Origin of the sequence: Streptomyces montanus (assembly GCF_005786655.1) — a bacterium.
Taxonomy (GTDB): domain Bacteria; phylum Actinomycetota; class Actinomycetes; order Streptomycetales; family Streptomycetaceae; genus Streptomyces; species Streptomyces sporangiiformans.
In genome coordinates this window covers 66,229-89,355 of record NZ_VBZC01000025.1, presented here as the reverse complement: position 1 = coordinate 89,355, position 23,127 = coordinate 66,229, and the positions used below count along the sequence as shown (strand labels likewise).

The following is a 23,127-nucleotide window of genomic DNA, read 5'->3' as shown; positions in this document are numbered from 1 at the left end:
GTCAGTGGTTGGACTTCAGGCGTGCGACGACGTGCAGCCGGTCCGCGTCCGTCGTGTCGCCGGGCAGCTGGCCTGCCTGCCATGGCGGCTCGGTGCGTGGGCCGGGCCCGTCGTGGAGTTCGAGCACCTCGAAGCCGTGTGCGGCCAGCAGGTGACGCAGCTCCTGCGGAAACAGCAGCCGCCACGCGGAACGCTGCTCGACCGGTGCCGACCCGTCGGCGGCGGTCCACTCGCGCGTACGGCGCAGGAGCTGGGCCGCACGGTCCACGGTGAGCGTGGTGGTGGACCGGTAGGCGGCGCCCTGCCAGGTGAACTCGTTGACCGTGGGGGCGTCCAGCAGGTCGGTACGGCCGAGGAAGTACGCGCCGTTGCGCATCTCCGCGATCAGCAGGCCGCCGGGGGCCAGGGCGCGGCGGCAGGAGGAGAGGAAGGCGTCGAGCTGGTCGTTGGTGTGGCAGTACAGCAGGGCGCTGTCCAGGCACACGACGGCGTCGAACACGCCCCGGCCCAGGTCGAAGCCGTGCAGGTCGGCGCGGACGAACTCGGGTCCGGGGTGGTTGGCGCGGGCGTGGGCGAGCATCGCTTCGGAGAGGTCGGCACCGGTCACGCTGCGGCCGGCGCCGTGGAGGTGGGCGGCGTCGCGTCCGGTGCCACAGCCCATGTCGAGCACGCGCGGTCCCGCGCCGTGCCGTCGCAGGCAGTCCTCCGTCCAGCGCCCGGCCAGCCGGTCGGGGTCGGGGAAGCGGGCCTCGTACAGCTCGGGGTTGTCGGTGAGCAGGTTGTGCGGAACGGTCGTGGAAGTCATCGCGTGTCCCTCCTCAGGCCGTTGCGGGTACGGCGGGCTTCGACGGCGTCGGCAGCGACCCCAGCCGGTGCAGCCAGGCCACGCCCAGCGCGGAGGCGAGCCCGAACAGGGCACAGCACGCCCACGGCAGCCAGTCGGCGTCGCCCCGCTCCCCGGTGTCCATGGCCCAGCCGACGACGGTGTTGCCGACGGCGGCGGCGATGCCGGAGACCACGTAGAAGATGCCGAAGTAGGTGCCGGTCAGCTCCGGCCGGCCGAAGCCGGGGATCAGTTCCATCACGAACGGCTGGGCGACCATCACCCCGAGGTAGAGCAGCAGGGCGCCGACCAGGACGGGCAGTGCGCGCAGCACCGCGTCGGCAGCGCCGCCCGGACCGTCGGAGCCGACCGCCACCACGGCGGGCGGCAGGAACGCCAGTGCCATGAGACCCAGGCCCGTCGCTATCCAACGCGCCCGGTCCCCCCGCTCCTTGAGGGCACGGGTGATGCGCAGTTGCAGGGCGAGATTGGTGAGGGTGCCGACGACGAAGACGAGTCCGGCGGCGCCGTCCCAGCCGGTGGCCTGCCGGGCTCCGTCGGGCAGGAGCAGGTACAGCTGGTTCTCCAGGGTGAACATGCCGACCATGGCGAGCGCGAAGGCGAGGAAGGCACGGTTGCCCAGGACCTCGCGCCAGTCCGCGAGCACCGTGCCCTTGGTGGGCTCGACTTCCCGGGCAGGCAGCACGAGGGCCTGCGCGACGGTGAGGGCGGCGAAGATCCCGGCGGCGGTCAGAGCGGACGTGCGGAAGTCCACGAGCAGCAGCGCGCTGCCCAGCAGCGGGCCGATCAGGGCGCCGGTGGTGGCGAACACGTTGAACAGGGCGAACGCCTCGGCCCTCCGCTCGGTGGCCTCCTGCGCGATGTAGGTGCGCACGGCGGGGTTGAACAGCGCCCCGGCGAGCCCGCTGAGGACGGACGCGGCGAGCAGCACGGCCAGGTTGTCGCCGAGCGCGAACAGGGCGAACCCGACGGTGCGCAGGGCACAGCCGGCGATGATGACGCCGCGCGCGCCGAGCCGGTCGGAGGCGGAGCCGCCGATGATGAACAGCCCCTGCTGGCTGAGGTTGCGCACGCCGAGCACGATGCCGACGACGGCCGCCGACATGCCCAGGTGGTCGGTGAGGTGGGTGGCGAGGTAGGGGATGAGGAGGTAGAAGCCGGTGTTGACGCCGAGCTGGTTGACCAGCAGGAGCTGGACCGCGAGCGGGAAACGGCGCATCTCACGCCACGTCTTCATACGCCCCCGCCTCTTGAACTCCCAGGCCAGGACGGTCACTTGCGCGGACGACGCCGTTCTCGCCGCCGATTCCGGTCCACGGGTCGTGGGCCAGCAGCAGGTGCCCGTCGAGGTCGGCCCAGCGGGCCCGGTCGGCGAGGTGGACGGCGGGGGCGAGGCCCAGGCTGCTGGCGGTCAGGCAGCCCAGCATCAGGTCGGTTCCGCTGCCTTCGATCAGCGCGGCGATGCGCAGGGCCGCGTGCACCCCGCCGCACTTGGCGAGCTTGACGTTGACGCCCTGGACGCGGCCGGCCAAGCGGCGGACGTCCTCCAGGTCTACGGCGTCCTCGTCGGCGATGACCGGCAGCGGCGAGCGCTCGGCCAGAGCGCCCAGCGCCTCCGGGTCGCCGGGCGCGACGGGCTGCTCGACGGCCTCGACGCCGATGTCGGCGAACCGGTGCAGCAGCGCCTCGGCCTGCGCCACCGTCCAGGCGCCGTTGGGGTCGAGCAGGAGCCGGGCCCGGGGCGCTGCGTCGCGGATGACGCGGACGCGCTCTACGTCGTCCTCCGGGGCGGGGGCTCCCGCCTTGACCTTGATGATCTCGAAGCCACCCGCCGCGAGACAGCGGGCCTGTGTCGCCGCGTGGGCAAGGGAGGTGATGCCGATGGTGCGGGCGGTGGCCGCGACCGGAGGCGCGGCGGCACCGAGCAGCCGGTGGACGGGGCTGTCCGCGCGCTTGCCGACGAGATCGAGCAGCGCGGCTTCGGCGGCGGCGGTCACGGCCGGGGGCGTGTGCTTGTTGGCCGGCTCGCCCGTCCGTAGGGCCTCAAGGGCGCTCTCGGGGTCGGGGAAGCGGGCGAGTTCCGCGCCGACGGCGGCGAGGAGCGGGTTCAGGGTCTCGACGTCGAGCCCGTAGTAGACGCTGGTGACGGCCTCACCATGGCCGGTGACGCCGTCGTGCTCGACGGTCAGCCACACGGCGTCGCGGGTGGTCATGGTGGAGCGGGAGATGCGCAGCGGCTCGGTGAGATCGAGGCGTACGGTGCGCAGGCTGGCCTTCACGGGGTCCTTTCCGGATGGGGTACGGCCTTCAGCGGGTCGGTGACGCGGGTGCAGCGCACCCAGCCGGTGGCCTCGGCCGCGCCGGGGTGCGGGATCTCGACCGGGCGGGTGGCCGCCGTGGCGGGGTCGAGGCCGTGGGCCGTGGCGAAGTCGTCGTCGTAGACCGTGCCGAGGTAGCGGTGCGGGCCGTCGGGGAAGACGGTGGCGACGACCGCGCCGGGGTGGACGCGGGCGGCCCAGGCGGCGATGCGGGCCGCGGCGCCCGTGCTCCAGCCGCCGCTGACGAAGCTGCCGCGGGCCAGGCGGCGGCAGCTGTCCACGGCCTCGGCCGGGCCGACCCAGTGGACCTCGTCGAAGGCGTCGTAGGAGACGTTGCGCGGGTGGATGCTGCTGCCCAGGCCGCGCATCAGCCTCGGCCGTGCGGGCTGGCCGAAGATGGTGGAGCCGGTCGAGTCGACGCCGATCAGCCGCAGCGCGGGCCAGCGCCGCCGCAACGGGCCGATGATGCCCGCGCTGTGGCCGCCGGTGCCGACGCTGCACACCAGGATGTCCAGGTGGTCGAGCCGGTCGACGAGTTCGGCGGCGAGGGAGGCGTAACCGGCGCTGTTGTCGGGGTTGTTGTACTGATCCGGCCAATACGCGCCGGGCAGCATGGCGAGCAGCTCCCGCAGTCGGCCCAGCCGCGCGGCCTGCCAGCCGCCCCGGGGCGCCGGGCGGTCCACGATCTCCAGCCGCACACCATGGGCGCGCAACAGCTGCCGCATGGTCGGCTCCAGTTCACTGTCTCCGACCAGCACGACGGGATGGCCGAGAGCCTGGCCCGCGAAGGCGAGCCCGAGGCCGAGCGTGCCCGAGGTGGACTCCACCACCGGTGCGCCGGGCCGCAGTTCGCCGCGCTCACGGGCGCCCAGCAGCATCGACACGGCGGCCCGCGCCTTCATGCCGCCCGCCGCGAGCCCTTCGAGCTTGGCCCAGAAGCCGGGGTGCGGGCCGGGCAGGTCGGCCGTGATGCGGACCAGGGGCGTGCGGCCGAGCAGGGCGAGCAGTTCCGGGCGGGCGAGGGGGCGTACAGCCGTCGTGGTCATCGTCCGCCCTCCGGACAGGGGCCGCCGTAGCGGTGCACAGTGCCGGGACCGCCGTAGCGGTGCACGGTGCCGGGACCGCCGTCGAGCCAGAAGAAGGGGTACGGCTCGGCGCACACCGCGCTCACGCCATGGCCGAGAAAGCGGGGCAGTACGGCGCTGCCGGTCTGGGCGAACATCACCAGCTGCTTGTCGTGCGCCAGCGCGTGCTGCCGCAGAGGCTCGAAGGTGCCGTTGCCCAGCGTCATCCCGGACACCAGCAGGGCGTCGCAGCGCCCGGCCTCGGTAAGAGCGTCGGTGGCGACCGCCTCACCCCACTCGGTCAGCCCGCCCTTGAGGTCACAGGGCACATAGCCCAGCCCACGCGAACGCAGCCCTTCCAGAAGGGAGTTGACGACACCCACCACGAGCACGGTCGCGTCCGTCGGCAGATCGAGCAGCGCGACGACGGCCTTCGCCCGGGCCCGGGACTTCTCCAGCGACGCCCCGGCGGGCAGCGGGACGGGCCGCGCCCCGTTCTGTGGAGTGTGCGGAGCACCATGCATCAGATAGGCGTCCAGCGCGGCCACGCGCACCGGCAGCAGCGGATGCTCCAGCAGGTGAGCCACGTTCGCGCCCACACAGTCCTCGACCGCACGGTCGGGCAGCGCCCCGGGCTCGACCGCGCACGAGCCGACGGCGCCGGCGAGACGCAGGCTGAGGACCTCGTTTCGGTAGCCGGTTCCGCGCCCGTCGTGCCGTACCGCTTGCCGCGTGGTGAAGGCCACGGCGATCCGCTGCGTGGCCGGATCCGGACCCACCTCACCGGCGCGGACGCGCGCCACGAGCTCGTCGTACGACTCGTACGTCTCGAATGCCGCCCGGCGGGCCATGCCGGCAGTGGCGGTCATCGGATCACCAGCCCGGACCGAAGCTCACCGAGCAGGACCTCGACGTGGTCGCGGGCGCCCAGCCCCTCGGCGTCACCCGCCATGACGTGCCCGAGGTACTCGTTGTTGCTGCCCGCTGCTTTCACCTGCTTGCCGGGCGCGGCGAGCTGCACCTCCAGCACACCGGGCGCGTCTCGGAGTTCGCCACCGTCCAGTGACTCGAGCGTCCCCGAGGTCGCCGGCACGAGGAAGCCGATGGCCGCGCTGCGCAGCCCTGTGTCGCTGCGCCGCAGGTCGGGCTCGCGGCCGAGGGACACTTCCACGAAGGCCGCGGCCAGGTCGATGCCGGTCATGTGGCGGACCAGCTCGGTGATGCGGTTCCCGGCGGGCCGCGGGTTGACCTCTACCACGCGCGGACCGGCGGAGGTCAGCTTGATCTCGGTGTGCGCCACGACGCCGTCGGTCAGGCCGAGGGCCTTGAGCGCGGCGAGGGCGGTCTGCTCGGCGGCTTCGGCGTCGGCGGCCGACAGGGCGGCCGGGAACATGTGCCCCGTCTCGATGAACGCGGGCGCCCCGCCGATGCTCTTGTCGGTCACGCCCACCACGTGGACCGCGCCCGCGTGCGACACCGTCTCGACGCTCACCTCGGGGCCGTCCAGCAGTTCCTCCAGCAGGACGGCGGGCTCCCGGCGCTGTCCGCGGGCATTGACCGGGAGGTCGGCCAGCGCGCGTACGGCGGCGGCGAGTTGCTCCTCGTCGTCCACGCGCCGCACGTACATGCCCGCGCACAGGTCCACCGGCTTGACGACCAGCGGGTAGCCGATCTCCCTCGCCGCCCGGGCGATGTCGGCCCACTCCTCGTGCACGGCGAAGCGCGGCCCGGGGACCCCCGAGTCGGCGAGGACACGGCGGGTGGCGTCCTTGCGGCAGGCGTCCTCCACGGCCTCCGGGGTCGAGCCCGGCAGCCCCAGGTGCCCGGCGATCCGCGCCACAGTCGGCAGGTAGTAGTCGCAGGAAGTGATCACGCCGTCGAAGCGCAGCACTTCGTGCAGCCGCTCGATCTCCGGCAGCAGGGCGTCGGTGTCGTTGGTGTCGGCGGTGATCACGTTGCGGGCGCCGAGCAGCGGGTGCGTCGCCCCCTCGGGCGCCGAGCGGAGGTAGTGGTGCAGGTCGCGGGTGAGGAACGTGAACTCGTGCCCGCCCTCCCGGATCGCCCGTGGCAGCAGTCTGCTCATCGACCCGACCCAGCTCTCGACCATCAGCAGATGAGCCACAACTCCCCTTTTCGTGCCAGCGGTTCAGACGTCAGGGCAGCCCGGAGAACCCTCGGGCGGGAGGGACCGGGCTTTGCGCACCGCACACGCTATCGATAATCATTTTCATTTACCAGTCCCTATACCGAAGCCGTCGGGAGACAACCCCTTGCCTCGTCCCAGCGCTCTGCTGTGCGCCCTCGCCGCCGCGGCGGCCCTGTTGCCCGCCACCCCCGCGCAGGCCACCGCCCCCGAAACGCAGCCCCTCCACTTCGACGCCTGCCCCGACTCCGTGCCGAGGCCCGCGGGCCCGGACCGCGTCGAGTGCGGGCGGATCAGCGTCCCCCTCGACTGGAATCGCCCCCAGGGACCGCGCATCGAGGTGGCGGTCTCGCGTGTGCCCGCCTCCGGCACCCCCGCGGAACGCCGCGGCATCCTGCTGGTCAACCCCGGCGGCCCCGGCGGATCCGGCCTGCCCTACGCGGTCACCAAACGCGCCAAACTCCCCGAGAGGGTGCGGCGTTCGTACGACGTCATCGGCTTCGACCCGCGTGGAGTCGGCCGGAGCGCACCGGCCGACTGCGGCGCGATGGGCGGTCTCTTCGGCAGCCCGGGCGCCGACCCCGTACCCGTCGGACCGGCGACGGAACGCGCCTACCTGGCGTCACTGCGGAACACGGCCGACGACTGCGCGGCGGGTGCCGGCGCCATGCTGGCGTACCTCTCGACGGAGCAGACCGTCCGGGACATGGACGCGATACGCGCCGCACTCGGCGAACCGAGGGCGAACCTCCTCGGCGTCTCCTACGGCACCTATCTCGGCGCGGCCTACGCGGCCCGCTTCCCGCACCGCACCGGTCGCATGGTCCTCGACAGCGTCGTCGGCCCGTGGGACTGGTACGACTTCGACGTCATTCAGAGCCGGGCACTGCTGCGCCAGCGCGACACCTTCTTCGCCTGGACCGCCGGCCATCCGGACCGCTTCGCCCTCGGTGGCAGCGCGGAGGCAGTACGCCGTGCCTACGTGCACGCCCGCGAAGGGCTCACCGCCAGGCCGGTCGCCGGCTTCGGTCCGGCGGAGTTCGACCGCGCCGTCTACCGAGCCCTCGGCCGCACCGAACGCTGGGCCGGTCTCGCCGACGGCCTGCGCACCTACCTGCGCGACGGCAGCCCCGACGCCCTCCGCCCCGCCACAGCCTTCGACAGCCCCGACTCACGCAACTACGAAGCCGCCAACCGCATCGTCAAATGCGCCGACGCGCCCGCACCCACCCCCCACCGAATCCTGTCGGACATCCGCCGCACCCGGCGCCTCGACCCCCAGCCCGTCCTGACCGGCATGGAGGCGTCCACCTGCGCCTACTGGCACCACCGCTCCGTCCAGCGCACCTCGCTCGGCAGCCCCGACGCCCCGCCCCTTCTGCTGGTGGCCTCCGCCCACGACCCCGTCACCCCCATCGAGGGAGCCCATCGGCTGCGCCGCCTCCTGCCCGGCTCCCGCCTGGTCACGCTCGACAACGACTACTCCCACGGTGTCTTCGCCAGTCGTGGCAACGCCTGCGTGGACGAGACGGCGGCCGCGTACCTCGTCGATGGGACGGTGCCGACGGCGGACGTGCGCTGCACGGGGCCCGGACTGCCTGCGGTGCGATGACTCGGACCCCCTCCGAGCATTTTTGAAAAGCGTTTTCATCTGGCTGGCATGGCGGGACCCGGACCGGGCACCGACTCCGGGTCCCGCCGCGCGCTCGGCGCCACAACCTGACGTCGGCGAGTGCCTGACGGCACACCGCACCGGTCACGACGAGACGTTGGCCGATGGCGGCGGTGGACGTGGCTACGCGCGCCAGGTACCTCGCGTCCACCACACCGTCGTTGTGAGTGAACACATGGCGGGTTGCCCAGGTCTCGGCGAGCCGCTGCCAGGTCGTGGGGTCCAGAGGCGCCCGGATGTCGGTGTGCCCGGCGAGGGCTTCCACGATGCTGAGGAGGCGGGGAGGTTTCCGCATACGGGGCAGTAGCGGTGCTCGCCGAATACGGCGTACTAGTGCCGCGTCAGGCAACGTTCGCCCTGGCGATGTCCTTGCGCAGGCACCGGAACGGTTACGTGTCCGAACCTGAACTTTGTCGGCCACTGTGGCCAGTGCGCGCTGAACGCTCCCATCGGGAACGGATCCCGATCGGCGCGTCACGGAGTACAGGCGGCGGTATCAGCCAAGGTGCCGGGCGAAGAACCGCAGCGTGCTGTCTATCTCGAATGCCGGGACCTCACCGTGCTTGCCGGGGTTGGCGTGCAGCGTCTTCTCGGTCGAGGCGAAGGCGTCGAACAGTGCCAGGCTCTGGGTCCGTGGCACTCGCTCATCGTCCCACTGCACGAGGAACTCCACCGGGACGGTAATCCGCGCGGCGGTCTCGGCTGACACCTCAGCACCGCCCAGGCCCAGCACCGCCGCCCGGACCCGGGACTCGGCGGCAATAAGCGGGACACCGATCACGCAGCCCAGCGACACACCCCAGTAGCCAACTGGGCCAATGCCAACATGACTGAGCTTCTGGACCGCGTTGAGGACTGTCTGCCATTCCGGCACGATCTGGCGGACAACGAGCGCCTGGAAGCTGGCGATCAGCGGGGCCAGTCCCTCACCGGCGTCAAGCCGGGCCTCGTACTCGGTCGCGATCCGGGTGAACTCCTCATGTTCCGGCCGGTCACCGTGGCTAGGCGCATCGACCGCCACCACGGCGAAACCGCACTCGGCCACGAAGCGGCGCGCACGGTCCACGATGCTGGGGGCCTTCTTGTTCTGACCGCCGCCGTGCCCCATTACAACCAGCGGGCGGGTCCCGTCGGCACCTCGTGGAGTCCATAGCACGCCAGGGATGTCGCCGAGGAGAAAGAGCTGTTCAAAGACGCCGTCGGACGACGTCTCAGAGGTAAAGCGCATAGCGTGTCGGGCCTTTCGGGATGCCTGCTGCGGGCGCTTTCCAGTGTGATCGCCGCAAATCACGAGTAAGTGCTAGTGCGGCATCCCATTGCCCGTCCTGCGGCCAGTCGATGACCTGCACCGCGATGGTCCTCTCGCTGCCGGAGGAGGACGGGAAGCGTGTCTGTCGAAGTGTGTGGCAGTGCGGGGAACGGCACCTTTGGTGGATTGGAGCGATCGTCCGGACGAGGAGCTGGAGATCTGCCCTTACCCCGGGCACTTCGGTGCCTGACGTGGGGTGCCATAGGGGTACTGATCGTCAGGCGACGTTTGCTCTGGCGAGGCCGGGGGCATCGCAACAACGATTCCGTGGGTCTTTTCGACGGCCCGGTGGATCGCGTCACGGCGTGCGACGAGCCGCTCGACCATCTCGGGCTCAGCCGGCCGCACGGAGACGGTCCCCCGATCGGCAGTCGCGGCAGTGTCCGGGTGCGGGGGCGCGGAAGGCCCGTTCACAGCCGTCGCAGGTCTGGAAAGGCAGGACAGCCGCCGGACGGTCCACGGGGTGCGCCGACGGGGGTGGAGCGGGCAGGAGTGCCTCGCGCAGGCGGAAGGCGAGGATGGCTGCGGGACGAGCTCGGAAACGGTCCGGGAGCCTCGTGGTGAGCAACTCGGTGATCTGGGGTGCTTCGACGCCCGCCGCGAGCCACTGGGCAACGGCCGGTGCCAGGCGGGCGGCCTCCTGCCCGGAGAGGACCAGACGCGGATCGACCCGGCGCAGGGCGGCGAGTACGGCGACTGCCCGCGGGTCGGCGTCGGGCAGCGGGATCGGAGTCTCCGCCCCGGCCTGGGTGGGTGCGTGCACCGTTTCCTGCACGGTCGCGGATGTGGGCGTGGCCGCCGCAGCGGCGGGCTGCTTTCGGGACCGACGCGGCTTCGGCGGCTCGGGAGGCCCGTCCGGATCAGGGCCACCGCCGGGGACGTCGTAGAAGTACGTCCGGGTACGGATGTGACCACCGGGCCCGCGCTCGCGGCGGCGCTCCAAGTAGCCCGCCTGCTCAAGCTCTCTGAGCGCCCGGGAGATCAGGATCTCGCCCTCGGTGAAGTGCTCGCACAGGGCGGCGATGCTCACGGGAGTACCGGTGGGCAGGGAGAGGATGTAGACGGCCACGCCGACCGTGACCGCGCTGCCGCGTCGCTGGGCGAGGGCGTTGGAGACCACGGTGAAGTCGGCCGTGAGGCGGGTACGTACGTGGATCACGCCGGAGGTCGGTGCTCCGGCGTCGGCGCGCAGGCGCGCGTTAGACTGCGGGTCAGCCATCGGGAAGTCTGTCTCTTCCTGATCGGTGAGGCCCTCGTTCGGGATTGCCGTCCCGGCCGAGGGCCGTATCTGTTTGCGGTTGTCGCGGCGAACGTAACGGCCCGTATCCCGCCCCTGCAAGCCGGTCACTCGGACGGGTGACGCGAGCCGGGAGGGTGGGTGGGCGGGTAGTTCTTTCTCCCGGTTCTTTAGGAGGCCGGCGGACCGCCGGGCCCTCGCGGACAAGGATCCGGCGGCCCCGGAAGACGGGCCGTGACCGGGCCCTGGCCGCCTCAGACGCGGTGCTGACCGGTCTTCAACTCGCCTATGAACGCCGCCCAGGAGCCGGCCTCGAAGTGCAGAGCGGGACCGTTCGGTGCCTTGCTGTCACGGACGGGGACGGCGCCGGGGAACCCGTCGGCCACCTCCACGCAGTTGCCGCCCTCCTGATTTCTGTAGCTGCTCTTGCGCCACACGGCGCCGTTCAGATCGGGACGGGACCTTCGCTCCACGGTGATTGTCCTCCATCACGGATCGGATCATGTCGAGCGACATGATCGGGGGCAGAGCTGCCGCCCGGAGCCGATCGTGGGTCAGCGCAAACCTCTTGACCTCGGCCGGATCCTCGATGAGTTGGCCGTAGTGCGCGCCCTCCGTGTAGGCGACTTCCGAGTCGTCCGGAAGCGTGAGAAGTGTCAACGAGCCCCCCATGGCGTCGTGCTCGCCCTGGTCGAACGGCAGTACCTGCACGGTGAGGGGGGTTTCGGCTGCGGCATCAAGGAGTCGTTCCAACTGTGCTTGCATCACCGCTTGGCCGCCGACTGGGCGTCTCAGTACCGCCTCGTCGAGGACGACCCACAGCTCCGGCCGATCGGGCGCGCTGAGCCGGTCCTGCCGTCCCATGCGCGCAGTGAGCCTCTCTTCCAACTGCGCGTCACTGCTGAGTGAGGTGTGTTCATCCTGAACGTGCAGGTCGCGGGTGTGGCGTGGGTGGGGCCGTGCTCGTGCTGGTCGTCGGGGGCTGTCTGCGGTGAAGATCGTCGGTCAGCGGGCGATCTCGTGCTGGTTGAGGATCATCAGCGCGCGGACGAGTCGGGTGGCCCACTTCACGTCGAGGCGGAGCTTGGTCAGCACGCGCCAGTTCTTCAAATGCGCAAACGCGTGCTCACACACCGCCCGTTCTGCCGCGATCAGCTGGTTGGCCAGCTTCTTGGCGGCCGGGAGCTTCTTGCCCTTGGGTTTCTTGTAGCCCGTGATGATCGCCGGATCGGCGTCGGTGTCGTCGTCGTCCAGGCCGACGAAGCCGAGGTCGGCGATCGCGGCCAGGCCGGCCGCGCGCAGGTGGCCGACGAGATCGTCGTGGCGGCAGGCGGTGATCGGGGAAGGATCTCCTGCGCGTCCTTCACTCGACGGGCCAGACGAGAGTGACGCACGCCACCGGCACGCAGGTCAGCGGCATCTGGCGCGTCATGTCCGGCATAGGCGGCGTGCGTGCGGGCGGTGGCTTCCCGGGTCCACTGCCGCAAAGCCGCATCGGACGCCGGGGCCGGGGCGCCGAGCAGTCGATGACCGTCCCGATGTGAACCTGGCGATCGTTTCCTACGGTGTGCAGGCGTAGACGCAGGGCGTAGCCCTGGCGTGCCACCACATCGCGGGTGATCACGCTGTCAGGGCCGCCGAAGACCCACTCGATGTGCCCTTCCCGAGCGCCGAGGCTCTCGGCGGTGGACGACGGCAGCGTGGCGACGCCGAGCGCCTTGGCGTTGAAGGTATCGCCTTGCAGGACGTACGAGCGGAGCACGACCAGCAGCGGCAGCTTCGAGCCGTCGTTGATGTACAGCATCGCGTTGAAGAAGTTGTTCCAGTACTGGACCGCGTAGAACATCCCGACCACCGCGATGACGGCCTTCGACAGCGGCAGCACGATCCGCAGCAGGATGCGCGGATCACCCGCGCCGTCGAGGCGCGCCGCCTCGTGGAGCTCGTCCGGGATGCCCTGGAAGAAGGCCCGTACGACCACGATGTTGAAGGCGTTGAGCATGATCGGGGCGATCAGCGTCCCGTATGTGTCGATCATGCCCAGCTCCTGGATGACCAGGTAGTTGGGGATGATGCCGGGGGTGAAGAGGAAGGTCCCGAGGACGATCAGCAGCAGCGGCTTGCCCGCCACCGTGCCCGGCCGCGACAGCCCGTACGCCAGGGCCACCGTGCAGAGCAGGCTGAGCGCCGTGCCGACCAGGGTGATGACGACGCTGACCACCGCGGCCCGCGTGACCACGCCGCCGGAGAGGACCACGTTGTAGGACTCGAAGGTCGGATTGCTCGGGAAGAGCACGTAGCCGCCGTTGGCCGCGAGCTCCTCCTTGGTCGCCAGGCTGTTGCCCAGGCAGAGCAGGAACACAAGCGGAGCAGGGCTTACCAATCTCCCAAACGTCTCAATTTCGCCTCCACCACACCTTGGGAACCATCCTTCACGTCTGCTAGCTTCCCCGTTCGATCCCGAACTGCCGTGACACAACGGCAGCTTCGAGACAACAGGCATGTCTTCAGACATGGCTTCAGACATGGGAGGCCCCATGAACAGAAGCGCCGCCGTGCCCCTCGGCGCGGCCTTACTCCTTCTCCTCGGCACGGCCGTGCCCGCCGCCGCGGGAACCCCCGGCGACGGCGCGGCCACCGACGGGGCGACGCTCTACCGCGACAACACGGTCGACGTCTCCTACCGCCAGGTCGCCCCCGGCGACGCGGCGTGGAGCCAGGTCCCGGCCGCCCTCCGCGGCAGAGCGACGGAGGGCTCGTACGTCGCCCGGCTCCAGCTCGAGAACGTCTCCGATCACCCCGTCTCCAAATGGTCGCTGACCTTCGAGCTCTCTGACCGCATCACGGACACCTCCGCCGCGAAGCTCGCCGCCCCCCAGGACGCGCGCACGACGCTCCAGGGCGTCGGCCCCACGAACACCCTCCAGCCGGGCAGGACCGAGACCGTCTGGTACCGCGCCGAGCCCGGCGCCAAGGCCGATACCCCGACCTGGGCGTCCTTCGCCAAGCACGGCATCTCGCCGACGGAGGACACCGACGGCGACCGCCTCCCCGACGACCTGGAGGTGCGCGCCAAGCTCGACCCCAAGTCCGAGGACACCGACGGCGACGGCCTCTCCGACTTCGCCGAGCTCGGCTACCGCTTCAGCACCCCGCTCAAGGCCGACACCGACGGCGACGGCACCAAGGACGGCGCCGAGGACCCCGACAAGGACGGCCTCACGGCCGCCCGCGAGCTCAAGCTCCGCACCACGCCCACCCGCGCCGACACCGACCAGGACGGCCTCGCGGACGCCCGCGAGCTGAAGCTCCGCACGGAGCCCACCAAGGCCGACACCGACGGCGACGGCGTCCAGGACGGCGAGGAGACGAGGCTCAACGCCTCCCCCCGCGCTAAGAACTCCGCCTTCGACGTGACCCGCCGCGCGGACGGCGGCGCCACCGCCGCCGAGGCCACGCTCAAGGGCCTGCGCGCCAAGCAGGTCGGCGGCTTCCAGGTCACCAGGCTCCCTGCCAAGCAGCGGGAGTTCCCGGAGTCCACTCCGGGCTACCTCGGCAACGGCTTCCAGGTCTCCGCCCCCGCGGACGGCGCCGCAAGGCTCACCTTCCGCCTCGACCCCGACCGTACGGAGGGCACCGCACCGGCCCTCTACCGCTACGACGAGAAGGCCCGCCACCTCGTCAAGCAGTCGGGCCAGCAGCGCAGCGGCAGCACGATCACGGCCACGGCCGACGGCTCCGCCAAGTACGTCGTCCTCGACAGCCACGCCTTCGACAAGGCAGGCCCCAAGGCCCCTGGCAAGCGAATCCTCTCCGACGGCCCCGGCGACGGCGGAGACCCGGGTGACCCGGGCGACCCGCCCCCGACCGACATGCTGATCCACCAGTCGTCCTTCCGCGAGGGCCGCCGCAAGGCCCCCGACCCCCAGCGCCCGCCCGTCCCGGCCGACCCGCGCGTCGCCGACGACCTCACCTTCAACGACTACAACTTCGACGAACTCACCGACCTCGGCTGGGAGTTCTGGGTCGCCCGCATCACGCCCGAGTCCTGGATGTGGGCCGAGTTCAACGACATCATGAACTTCGGCAAGCTCGGCGCCGACGCCGACTACGCCCAGTCCGTCGACGACCTCCGCAACGCCTTCCGCTACGGCCGCGGCGGCCAGGGCGCGGGCACGGTCACCGTCGACGACAACTTCGACCCCGGCCGCTACCTCTACCGCGGCTCCGGCACGGCCCTCTCCCGCGCCGTCGGCGCCTCACCGCAGGAGAAGACGTACACCGACAAGGCCGGCCAGATCATCAAGCAGTCCCTCATCGACAACAAGGGCCGCACCGATCAGCTCAAGGTCCAGGAGGACCTCTCCAAGAACCTCCTCTTCCAGGAGTTCCTCCGCCAGGACGTGAAGTACCCGGTGTACGACTTCTCGCTCTGGGACGCCAACCAGCGCGCCCTCTCCATCGCGATCCACCAGTTCCACGGCCACACGATCGCGCTGAAGGACTACAAGGTCGAGGGCAACTCCTTCTCCGGCAAGCTCGTCTTCCACTCCTACGACCACTTCGGTCTCGACCCGGACGACGAGATCACGGAGTACGGCTTCATCGACTGGTTTACGCTCCAGCACTATGACCGGTTCGACGGGAAGTACCCCCCGCCGATCGCGCAGGCGGACATCGAGATCCCCATCAGCGGCACGTTCTGACCTCGCCGACCTGATGCCCCACAGGCGCTCGCCGGGCCGGGTCCTGGTCGTCACGCTGCTCGTCGTGACGGCCGGGTACCTGGCCTGGCGGGTCGCCGTCCTCGCGGGCCTGGAGGCCCACTTCGGCAGCGGCTCAGACGAGCAGCGCTTCAACCGGCTGCAGCAGGAGTACGACCGCCGCGAGGACGCCTTCGCCCGGGCCGACGCCCGGATGCGGAAGCTGATCGCGGAACACCCCCGGGCCGAACGCATCGACTGGAGCCGGTACCGGACCTGCGTCCGTGAGCCCGGCCGCCCCTCCGACACGTGCACGACGACGCCCCCGCGCGACCAGAAGGTGTACGACGCCCTCTGGGGCGTCAGCGTGATCCTCTACCAGCGCAAGGACGAGGGCCGCACGTTCTACCGCTTCTACCACGAGGACCCCCCGCGCTACACGATCATGCGCGCCCCCGAGGACACCGCGGAGGAGGCCGAGGAGTACGCGGACGCCCACGGCTTCCGCTCCACCCGCCCCCTCGGGCCCGGCTGGACGATCCTCGGCCCGATCGACGACATCGGCCGCGAGGAGAAGCAGTTCCCGTAGGAGGGCTCGCAGAACGCTTCGCCGGGAAGCAGCAGGGAAGCAGCAGGCACGAGAGGAGACCCCCACCCACGCCACACCCGCGACCTGCACGTTCAGGATGAACACACCTCAGTGTGAGGCCGACACGCAGAACGGCCCGCGCGTACTCCTCGGTCTGAAGCAGACCTGGCACGACATGCGCTGCGTACTCCGTGATGGACACCGCGCTCTCCGAGTACGCCATGAACTTCCGCGACCAGTCCGGAAACGCCTCGCGATACACATACGGCCACAACTCGACCAGCAGGTTGTCCGCGCCGAGGGCTGCGTCGAGCACCCGTGCCAGTTCCAGCGTCGGCTTCGCCCCGGAGGCCCGCTCGATCTGCGTGATCCGGGTGCTCACCACGTGTGTCTTCTGGCCGAGTTCCGCCTGGGTCAGTCCGGCTGCCGTACGGAGTCTGCGCACCCGCGATCCGAACAGCGCCGCCATCGACGTACTGGGGTCAATTCCGTTGGCCAAGGCGTCGCTTCCGTTCCTTACGAACCGAAAGGTAAGGCTGTGTCACCTTCCGAGCGTAGGGCCGTCCGACGACTCTTGAGTACGGAACGTGACGACTCGCGTACATCGCGGGACGTCCCAGGAATCGACAGGCAAGGGCGGACACGCTGTGCTGACAGGTACGACCACCTCGGGCGAAGAACCTCGAAGGATCGCCGGAGCCCCTGTGGCGGAATCCGCCGTGCTCGACGGCGAAGCCACCGAACACCCGCTGCTCGCAGCGCAGTTCGCCTCCTCACCCCGTGGCGCAAGGCTCGCTCGACGCCTCGCCGTGCGGCGCATGGAGGAGTGGGGATACCCGCCGGCGTCGGACACGTCGTGCACGATCGCCCTCGTCGTCGGCGAACTCGCCGCGAACGCCGTGCAGCACGGCCGCGTACCGGGGCACGACTTCTGCCTCCGGCTCCGCCTTGACGAGGTGTCGGGCCTGGTCCGGATCGAGGTGGCCGACGCAGCCGCCGCGAAACGACCACCCGCCGCCCCGCCCTCGTCGTACCCCGACGGCGAGTCGGGCCGCGGCCTGCTCCTGGTGGACGTCCTATCCGTGCGCTGGGGCTCGACGCCTCGTCACCCCGTGGGCAAGACGGTCTGGGCGGAGGTGTCGACCGAGGCTTCAACGGAACTCACCCGGACTACTCAGTGATTACGGATCGACACGCGCTGGGCCACGAAGAGCCGTGCGGGCGCCAGGGCATCAGCCTGGCGCTTGTACGCGAAAAGCTCAGTTCGCGTGCGGCCGACCGTCTCGGACCCATGTCACCACAACCAGAGCTGCGGTGACGTACATCAGGACGCTGAAGGTGGCTACGGATTCGACGTACTGCTCGTAACCGTCTGCGCGCAGCTGAAGCGCGAGGGAACCAAGAGCAGTCCCAAGCGCCGCGGTAGCGGCAGCCATGGCGACGAATGGGGCCTTCGTCATTGGTGCTTCCTCCAAGCCACGAGACGATTGATCAAGACCGAGCCTACATGCATGCCATGTCACTGCCGGAAGCGATTGTGGACGGTCGGCCAAGCACCAAATTCCACTCCGCATCTGTCAGTTGCACTCGCAGGCGTGGCTAGGGCGCGCTGTTCGGCGAGGACGAACCTCGTCAGTCGTGCGCCCTACCTCATCGTCGCTGATCGTCTTATGATCACTACTCTGCGTAGGAGGGGGCGTGGTATGGCGGCTGGTGGATCGGCGTCGCGGCGGGCGCAGGAGGCGCGACGGCAGGAACGGCTGCTGAGGGAGCAGTGGCAGGCGGCCCGGCAGCAGGCTCGCCGATGGGAAGCCGCCGGTGAGGGCGAACGCAGGGTTGCGGCCCAACTGTTGGTCCTGACCGCGCGAGGGTGGCGGTTACTGGTGGACCGCAGGTGGCCGGGGACGCGGGCGGCCAATGTGGACATGCTGTTAGTCGGTCCCGGCGGTGTGTTCGTCCTCGACGTCAAGAACTGGCGCTTCGCACCGGAGACTTCGGACGGAAAGCTCTGCGTCGGCGGCGAGCCCCGTGACGAGCACGCGACCAAGCTCCTTGCCGTGACGAAGGTGGCCGAGTCGGCGGTGGCGTCCTTGGGGATGTCCCCGGTGGCGGTCCAACCCCTCATGGTTTTCGCGGGGCATCGCGTGGATGCCGAAGTGGGCAGGATTCGACTGCTGGGGGAGCACGAGGTCGGACCCGCATTGCTCGCGGAGCGACACCGACTGCGCGCCGAATCCGTACGTGCTATTTCCGACCATCTGGAGCGGGCCTTTCCCGAGTACGAGGGATCCTCCGTGTCACAGGCAGCACCGTCTCCGCCACGGGCACAGCCTCAAGAAGAGCTGTCCGACGGACTGTTCGACCTCGACGGCCTGCGCGAGGCGGCTCTGGAAGAAGCGCTGCGGGCCCCGATCGAACAGTGGATGACCTTCCTCCACCCCGACCAGGTGGCTTTGGTGCGCCGCAACTGGGCCGGCCCCGCACGGATCAGCGGCCCGGCGGGCACTGGCAAGACGGTCGTCGGCCTGCATCGCACGGCCCACCTCGCCCAGCGCACCACCGGCCGGACCTTGTATGTCACCTTCGCCAACAACCTCCCACGGGTGCAGGCCACCTTCCTCAAGGCAATGTCTCCCGCCGTGGCCGACAGGGTCGACTTCCGCAGCCTGCACTCCTGGGCCCAGGAGTTCCTGCACGACTGCGGCGTCCCGGTCCGGTTGCACGGAGAAAAGGCCCAGACCGCCTTCAGTCTCGCCTGGAAGCACGTCGGCCGCGACAGCTGCCTGACCGAGATCGACCCGGGCCCGGTCTACTGGAAGGAGGAGATCGACCACGTCATCAAGGGGCGCGGCATCACTTCCTTCGAGGAGTACGCCACGGTGCCCCGCCGACGCCGCCGTGCGAGCCTGCGACGTCCGCATCGGCAGGCCGTCTGGGCTCTGTATGAGGCGTACGAAGCGCTCCGCATCGAGCGCGGCGTGCACGACTTCAACGACGTCCTCTCCCTCGCCCTGGCAGAGGCACGCCGCGGCACAGGACAACATCGCTACGCGGCCGTGATCGTCGACGAGGTCCAGGACCTGACCCTGATCGGGGTGCGGCTCCTCCACGCCCTCGTCGGCGACGCTCCCAACGGGTTACTGCTGGTCGGCGACGGCCAACAAGCCGTCTACCCCGGCGGGTTCCGTCTGTCCGACGCCGGCATCGACATCCGCGGCGACCGCGGACAAGTGCTGCGCACCAACTACCGCAACAGCAAGGAGATCCTCGACGCGGCGCTCACCATCGTCGCCGAGGACTCTTTCGAGGACATCGACGGCCTGCGTACACCAGGCCGCCGAGACGTCGACCTCACGTACCACGACGGCCACGTGATCCGCGTATCGAAACCGACACCGCCCGAGCACGACCAAGCCCTTCTCAAGGCCCTGCACAGCCTGCCTCCCGAAGCCCGCGCCGACACCGCGGTGCTGTGCCCCTCCATGCGAGCCATCGGCCACTACCAGCGGCTCCTCGAACGGTCGGGCATCCCCGTATGTCTGCTGGAGCACTACGACGGCCGCCCCGTCGACGCCGTCAAACTCGGCAGCTACCGCCGGGCCAAGGGGCTGGAGTTCAAGCGCGTCTACCTCCCTGACCACGACGCGGCCGTGTCGAACGCCTCCCGCACGCCCGACGCGGAAGCCTCCGAAACGGGACGCGAGCGCAGCGAACTCTCCCGCAGCCAGCTCTTCGTGGCCATGACCCGAGCGCGTGACGTGCTGTGGCTAGGCAGTGTGAATCGGCAGCGGGAGAGGTGATGATGGACGGGACTCGTGGCCCCGCTCGCTCGCCTCGGAACCCCAGATGCACAGTCGTGTGGGGTGTGACTAGGGGGACAAGCTGAGTGCGGGCAGCTCCTGGGTGTCCTCCCAGGAGGCTGCGCCCAAGATCTTCCCCCAGTTTTCTCCCAAACGATCACCGGAGACGCAGGAAAGGCCTGATCCTCAGTGAGGATCAGGCCTCTGACCTCGTGTTTCGGCTGTCGGGGCGGCGGGATTTGAACCCACCACCTCTTCGTCCCGAATGAGGTTCGGGTGCTGATCTTGCCAGCCTGGATGGCGACTGCCCTGGTCAGAGCGTCGGACTGTCGTGGTCTCGGGCGGTCTCGAAAGGGCTCGGGGAGCGGGTTGGCTCCCAGCGGGAAGCGGTCAGCGTATGTTGTCGAGCTGGCGCATCAGCTCAGTGACCAGCGCGTGGTCGCGAGCGACGTCGGAACGCTCGGACGGATCCAGCTGGATCCGGTACTTCTGGATCCACTCATTCCGCTTCGTTTCTCGGGCCGCGAACACGCGCTCGGCTCTGCCGTACACGACGGCGAACTCCTCCGGCAGCTCATCCTTGACCCCTTGCTTCAGGATGAAGTCCACCAGTTCCTCCAACAGTTCCAGGTACTCGATGTGTGGTTCGCGCTCAGGCTCCGCCGAGAGTCGGCGCAGCTCCTCCAGGGCGTTCCGAACCAGACCTTCGGTCGCCTGTTCGCGGGACGCTCTGGACGGTGTCCGGCGCAGCTGGTGGTACAGCGCGATGGACCAGTACCAGTCGCCGGCCTCCACGTACTCCAGCATTTCGGCGTGGATGGCGTCAGTCACCCTTTCCCGGAACCGTTGGGCGTGCTCCTGCGGCACCAACGGACTGGTGTCGAGAGAGTTGATCAAGCCCTCCAAGTGGGAGAAGGGTCCGTAGGGGGCGAACGGGGAGAGCGTTTCCCGCATCACATACGCGGCCAGCGTCGCAGAGTCCAGCAACTCAGCGGTCTCCAGTACCCACTCCAGACGGGTCGACCGGCTTTCGTCCTCACGCCACAACCTGGTCTCCACATCGTCTCCCACAGCTTGGACGATGGTGCTCACGGTCGACTCGTGCTCCCGCAGCCGTGCCAGGACGCCCAACCCGTCAGCCATACGAGCCGCAGCGACGAGCCGCTGCACCTGTTCCTCGTGGACGAGTGCCTTGAGGAGTTCTGAGTACTGGGCCCGGTCGGCGTTGAGGTGGAAGCGGACGTAATCCTCGATCGATGGGTTATGGAACGCCACGCGCCCCTCTTCGATCGAGACCATCGTGCCGTCCAGCACCTGCAGTGCCCTACGGAACGTTCGGCCATCCGCCACCCGGCCCATCTCCTTGCGGTACCGGTGCCACGATTCCTCCAGGTCGTCCAGACCGGCAGACCTAAAGGTGAACAGCACCTCCAGCATGTGGACGGCCTCGTCCGTCAGCTCGTTCTCCACGATGTGTTCCCAGACGCGACGCGGGTCGTCCAGGTTCTCCAGCATCGCCGCGGTGACGTCCTGGCCCCGGCGCGTGGACAGCCGGAGAGTTTCCTCGACCAGACGCGGGTTGAAGTTCTTGTGCCGGACTACCGGACGCCAGACATCCCGATCGGCGAACCGGCGCTTGTCGTCCGGTGCCAGGGAAGAGCGGTGGACGTGGTTGTAGAGGATCTGTCCCCGCACGCGAAGATCCAGGTCATTCAGCCGGATCACGCTGACCGCGTCCGACACGTCCGGCCCCGCCAGCCGGTCGTGCCGGAGACGGGCGTGTTCCAGCAGGTAGTCGCGGGTCGTCATCACCAGTGCCTTGCCGGGTGTCTCCTGGATCTCCCTCATCACGGACAGCAGGCGGTTGTCCTCGTTCTTGTTCAACGGCGCACCTAGGCTCGTACTCCCCAGGAAGTCGTCGTAGAGGAACACCTCCCGGGTGTCGCCGCGCCACAGGGTGCCGATCTCCTCGACGTCCTGGGAGATCTCGTGGACCTCGTAGCCGTTGCCCATCAGCCAGGCCGCGAGCATCAGCGCCACCGTCGTTTTGCCCACCCCGGGGATGCCGGCGATGACACAGACCCGCTGCGTCTCCAGAAGCTGCTTGGCTCGTTCGAAGCCCTCGTGCGGGACGAAGGTGTCGGCGACGCTGGGTAGCCGTTTCTGAAGCCACGACGAGCGCAGGTACTGGTCCTGGTTCAGCACGGTCTGAAGAACGGCGGTACTGCTCAGCCAGAGCCGGAAGTGCCGTCGGACCAGGTCCGGGCGGCGTAGGAGCTCGGCGACGATCTCGTCCACGCCGTACAGGTCGCCGGTGCTGCGCACGTATGGGGCGAAGGCACTGCGGAGCTCGTCCTTGCCGCCGACGGTCAGACCGACCGTCGTGGCGACGATGTAGCGGTCGGGTGCAAGTGCGCGAACCTTGGGCAGTTCATCCTTGATCAGGCGTCCGATCAGCTTCTTCTGGGTCGCGCGCGGCCAGTGCTTGCACTGCACGACGGTTGTCCCGGCGGGACCGGTGTGCCGCAGGTCGATGCCGCGGTCTCGGCCGCGCGGGAAAATTTCCAGCGGTATACCGAGGACATCACTGAACAGATCACGGCAGACCACCTCAAAATCATGGTCCGTCAACCGCCCCAACTCGAAAGAGTCCATGTCGTGTTCGCCTCTGGATGCCGACCAGCCTCCATTCTCCCGCAGCAGTCCGGGCGCTGGCCAATGCGGGTCAGGGCCTTGTCGTGGGGTTGTCTCCGGAAGACGTCTGGGCCTACGCCGCGAAGAGCTGACCCCACTGTCTTGGGAAGGGGAAAGCATGGGCGGGAGTCGATGGCACCCGCCGTGCGAGGTATCTCCGCCATAAGGGTGTCTCGCATCTCCGTTATGGCGATGTCGACAACCGGGATCTGAATCTGTAAGTCGTCCAATTTGTTGCTGCTGCATCTGGATTTGCTGCCATGGCCTAGAGATTATCGACTGCGTTGTTCAGGACCGAGGGGCGTCGAACCTGAGCCCATCGGGAACGCCCGAGCTGCTTTTCCCGCTCGCACGACCACCTCATCAGCACCTCGAGTCTCCATGTAGCCAGCTTGGTCGTCTTACGGGCGATTTCTCAAAAGCGAGGAGCCTCGCGTGGCGAGCGTGCCATCAATATTCGTCAATCATTGCCGACCGTGGCTATGAAGGTCTCCCAAGGGCCATAGACGTCTTGCCTGGATGGGCGAGGACCCACGGGAGTCGGCTGCGTCGCCGCTGAAAGGAGTTTTAGCCTGTGCGGCAAACCTAGCGCCCACAGTGTGGCGAGTCAACGAGTCGGACTTAGCGCCCAAGTTGACGCTCGCGCGTCGCATCTTCGGCCCTTATCGATTACCGCTCCGTATGTCAATTAATCGGGCTTTCGCTTGCGCTCGGCTGATCTGTCGTCCTAGCTTTCCCCACTGGATCGAGGGGA

19 protein-coding genes and 1 pseudogene are annotated in these 23,127 nt (G+C 69.3%); 5 read left to right on the top strand and 15 right to left on the bottom strand.

Annotated features, from left to right (window positions below):
• Nucleotide 1: 1 nt before the first annotated feature.
• From FE633_RS23140 to FE633_RS23115, 6 genes are read right to left on the bottom strand one after another with little or no spacing between them, the layout of a single operon-like run.
• A complete protein-coding gene (locus FE633_RS23140; protein ID WP_138047058.1) occupies nucleotides 2-805 on the bottom strand; it encodes a class I SAM-dependent DNA methyltransferase in 804 nt (267 codons plus the stop codon).
• A 13-nt stretch (nucleotides 806-818) separates the two neighbouring features.
• Complete coding sequence (locus FE633_RS23135) at nucleotides 819-2,081, bottom strand: MFS transporter (protein WP_138047057.1); 1,263 nt, start codon at nucleotides 2,079-2,081, stop codon at nucleotides 819-821.
• Nucleotides 2,065-3,123, bottom strand: a complete 1,059-nt coding sequence (locus tag FE633_RS23130; RefSeq protein ID WP_138047056.1) for a dipeptide epimerase — start codon at nucleotides 3,121-3,123, stop codon at nucleotides 2,065-2,067. The genes FE633_RS23135 and FE633_RS23130 overlap by 17 nt, the downstream gene beginning before the upstream one ends.
• Nucleotides 3,120-4,208, bottom strand: a complete 1,089-nt coding sequence (locus tag FE633_RS23125) for a PLP-dependent cysteine synthase family protein (RefSeq protein ID WP_138047055.1) — start codon at nucleotides 4,206-4,208, stop codon at nucleotides 3,120-3,122. The genes FE633_RS23130 and FE633_RS23125 overlap by 4 nt, the downstream gene beginning before the upstream one ends.
• On the bottom strand, nucleotides 4,205-5,095 hold the full coding sequence (locus tag FE633_RS23120) for a Rossmann-like domain-containing protein (protein WP_138047054.1): 891 nt from the start codon (nucleotides 5,093-5,095) through the stop codon (nucleotides 4,205-4,207). Before FE633_RS23120 ends, FE633_RS23125 begins: the two co-directional genes overlap by 4 nt.
• Complete coding sequence (locus FE633_RS23115; protein ID WP_171060083.1) at nucleotides 5,092-6,348, bottom strand: ATP-grasp domain-containing protein; 1,257 nt, start codon at nucleotides 6,346-6,348, stop codon at nucleotides 5,092-5,094. Before FE633_RS23115 ends, FE633_RS23120 begins: the two co-directional genes overlap by 4 nt.
• 148 nt (nucleotides 6,349-6,496) lie before the next feature.
• Here FE633_RS23115 and FE633_RS23110 point away from each other — a divergent pair, with 148 nt between their 5' ends.
• Entirely contained in the window at nucleotides 6,497-7,981 is a 1,485-nt protein-coding gene (locus tag FE633_RS23110) for an alpha/beta hydrolase (RefSeq protein ID WP_171060082.1), read from the top strand.
• A 556-nt stretch (nucleotides 7,982-8,537) separates the two neighbouring features.
• On the opposite strand, the gene FE633_RS23105 is transcribed toward FE633_RS23110, so the two are convergent.
• The 6 genes from FE633_RS23105 to FE633_RS23075 form a co-directional block, all read right to left on the bottom strand.
• Nucleotides 8,538-9,269, bottom strand: a complete 732-nt coding sequence (locus FE633_RS23105) for a dienelactone hydrolase family protein (RefSeq protein WP_138047053.1) — start codon at nucleotides 9,267-9,269, stop codon at nucleotides 8,538-8,540.
• A 415-nt stretch (nucleotides 9,270-9,684) separates the two neighbouring features.
• The gene (locus tag FE633_RS23095; protein ID WP_171060081.1) at nucleotides 9,685-10,569 is read right to left on the bottom strand and encodes a hypothetical protein; all 885 of its coding nucleotides are present in this window, start codon (nucleotides 10,567-10,569) and stop codon (nucleotides 9,685-9,687) included.
• A 272-nt stretch (nucleotides 10,570-10,841) separates the two neighbouring features.
• Nucleotides 10,842-11,024 carry a DUF397 domain-containing protein gene (locus tag FE633_RS23090; protein ID WP_246113782.1) on the bottom strand — a complete coding sequence of 61 codons (183 nt, stop codon included), beginning with the start codon at nucleotides 11,022-11,024 and terminating at the stop codon, nucleotides 10,842-10,844.
• A complete protein-coding gene (locus FE633_RS48590) occupies nucleotides 10,936-11,475 on the bottom strand; it encodes a DUF5753 domain-containing protein (RefSeq protein ID WP_246113781.1) in 540 nt (179 codons plus the stop codon). Before FE633_RS48590 ends, FE633_RS23090 begins: the two co-directional genes overlap by 89 nt.
• A gap of 117 nt (nucleotides 11,476-11,592) precedes the next feature.
• Nucleotides 11,593-11,925 carry a transposase family protein gene (locus FE633_RS23080; protein ID WP_171060090.1) on the bottom strand — a complete coding sequence of 111 codons (333 nt, stop codon included), beginning with the start codon at nucleotides 11,923-11,925 and terminating at the stop codon, nucleotides 11,593-11,595.
• A gap of 25 nt (nucleotides 11,926-11,950) precedes the next feature.
• A complete protein-coding gene (locus FE633_RS23075; protein ID WP_246113780.1) occupies nucleotides 11,951-12,949 on the bottom strand; it encodes a carbohydrate ABC transporter permease in 999 nt (332 codons plus the stop codon).
• 175 nt (nucleotides 12,950-13,124) lie between these two features.
• Here FE633_RS23075 and FE633_RS23070 point away from each other — a divergent pair, with 175 nt between their 5' ends.
• On the top strand, nucleotides 13,125-15,293 hold the full coding sequence (locus FE633_RS23070; RefSeq protein ID WP_171060079.1) for a DUF3289 family protein: 2,169 nt from the start codon (nucleotides 13,125-13,127) through the stop codon (nucleotides 15,291-15,293).
• A 13-nt stretch (nucleotides 15,294-15,306) separates the two neighbouring features.
• Nucleotides 15,307-15,879: a hypothetical protein gene (locus tag FE633_RS23065; protein ID WP_212747265.1), complete on the top strand. Its 573-nt coding sequence runs from the start codon at nucleotides 15,307-15,309 to the stop codon at nucleotides 15,877-15,879.
• A gap of 109 nt (nucleotides 15,880-15,988) precedes the next feature.
• On the opposite strand, the pseudogene FE633_RS23060 reads toward FE633_RS23065, so the two are convergent.
• Nucleotides 15,989-16,348 (bottom strand): annotated as a pseudogene (locus FE633_RS23060) (helix-turn-helix domain-containing protein); the annotation flags it as partial.
• Between the two features lie 235 nt (nucleotides 16,349-16,583).
• Between FE633_RS23060 and FE633_RS23055 the strand changes: the two are divergent.
• On the top strand, nucleotides 16,584-17,060 hold the full coding sequence (locus tag FE633_RS23055) for an ATP-binding protein (RefSeq protein ID WP_246113779.1): 477 nt from the start codon (nucleotides 16,584-16,586) through the stop codon (nucleotides 17,058-17,060).
• Between the two features lie 78 nt (nucleotides 17,061-17,138).
• Here FE633_RS23055 and FE633_RS23050 read toward each other — a convergent pair whose 3' ends face one another.
• The gene (locus FE633_RS23050) at nucleotides 17,139-17,339 is read right to left on the bottom strand and encodes an SCO3870 family protein (protein WP_138047048.1); all 201 of its coding nucleotides are present in this window, start codon (nucleotides 17,337-17,339) and stop codon (nucleotides 17,139-17,141) included.
• A gap of 243 nt (nucleotides 17,340-17,582) precedes the next feature.
• On the opposite strand from FE633_RS23050, the gene FE633_RS23045 reads away from it, so the two are divergent.
• Nucleotides 17,583-19,679, top strand: a complete 2,097-nt coding sequence (locus FE633_RS23045) for a nuclease-related domain-containing DEAD/DEAH box helicase (protein ID WP_138047047.1) — start codon at nucleotides 17,583-17,585, stop codon at nucleotides 19,677-19,679.
• 390 nt (nucleotides 19,680-20,069) lie between these two features.
• Here FE633_RS23045 and FE633_RS23040 read toward each other — a convergent pair whose 3' ends face one another.
• Nucleotides 20,070-22,334, bottom strand: a complete 2,265-nt coding sequence (locus FE633_RS23040) for an nSTAND3 domain-containing NTPase (protein ID WP_246113778.1) — start codon at nucleotides 22,332-22,334, stop codon at nucleotides 20,070-20,072.
• Nucleotides 22,335-23,127 lie beyond the last annotated feature (793 nt).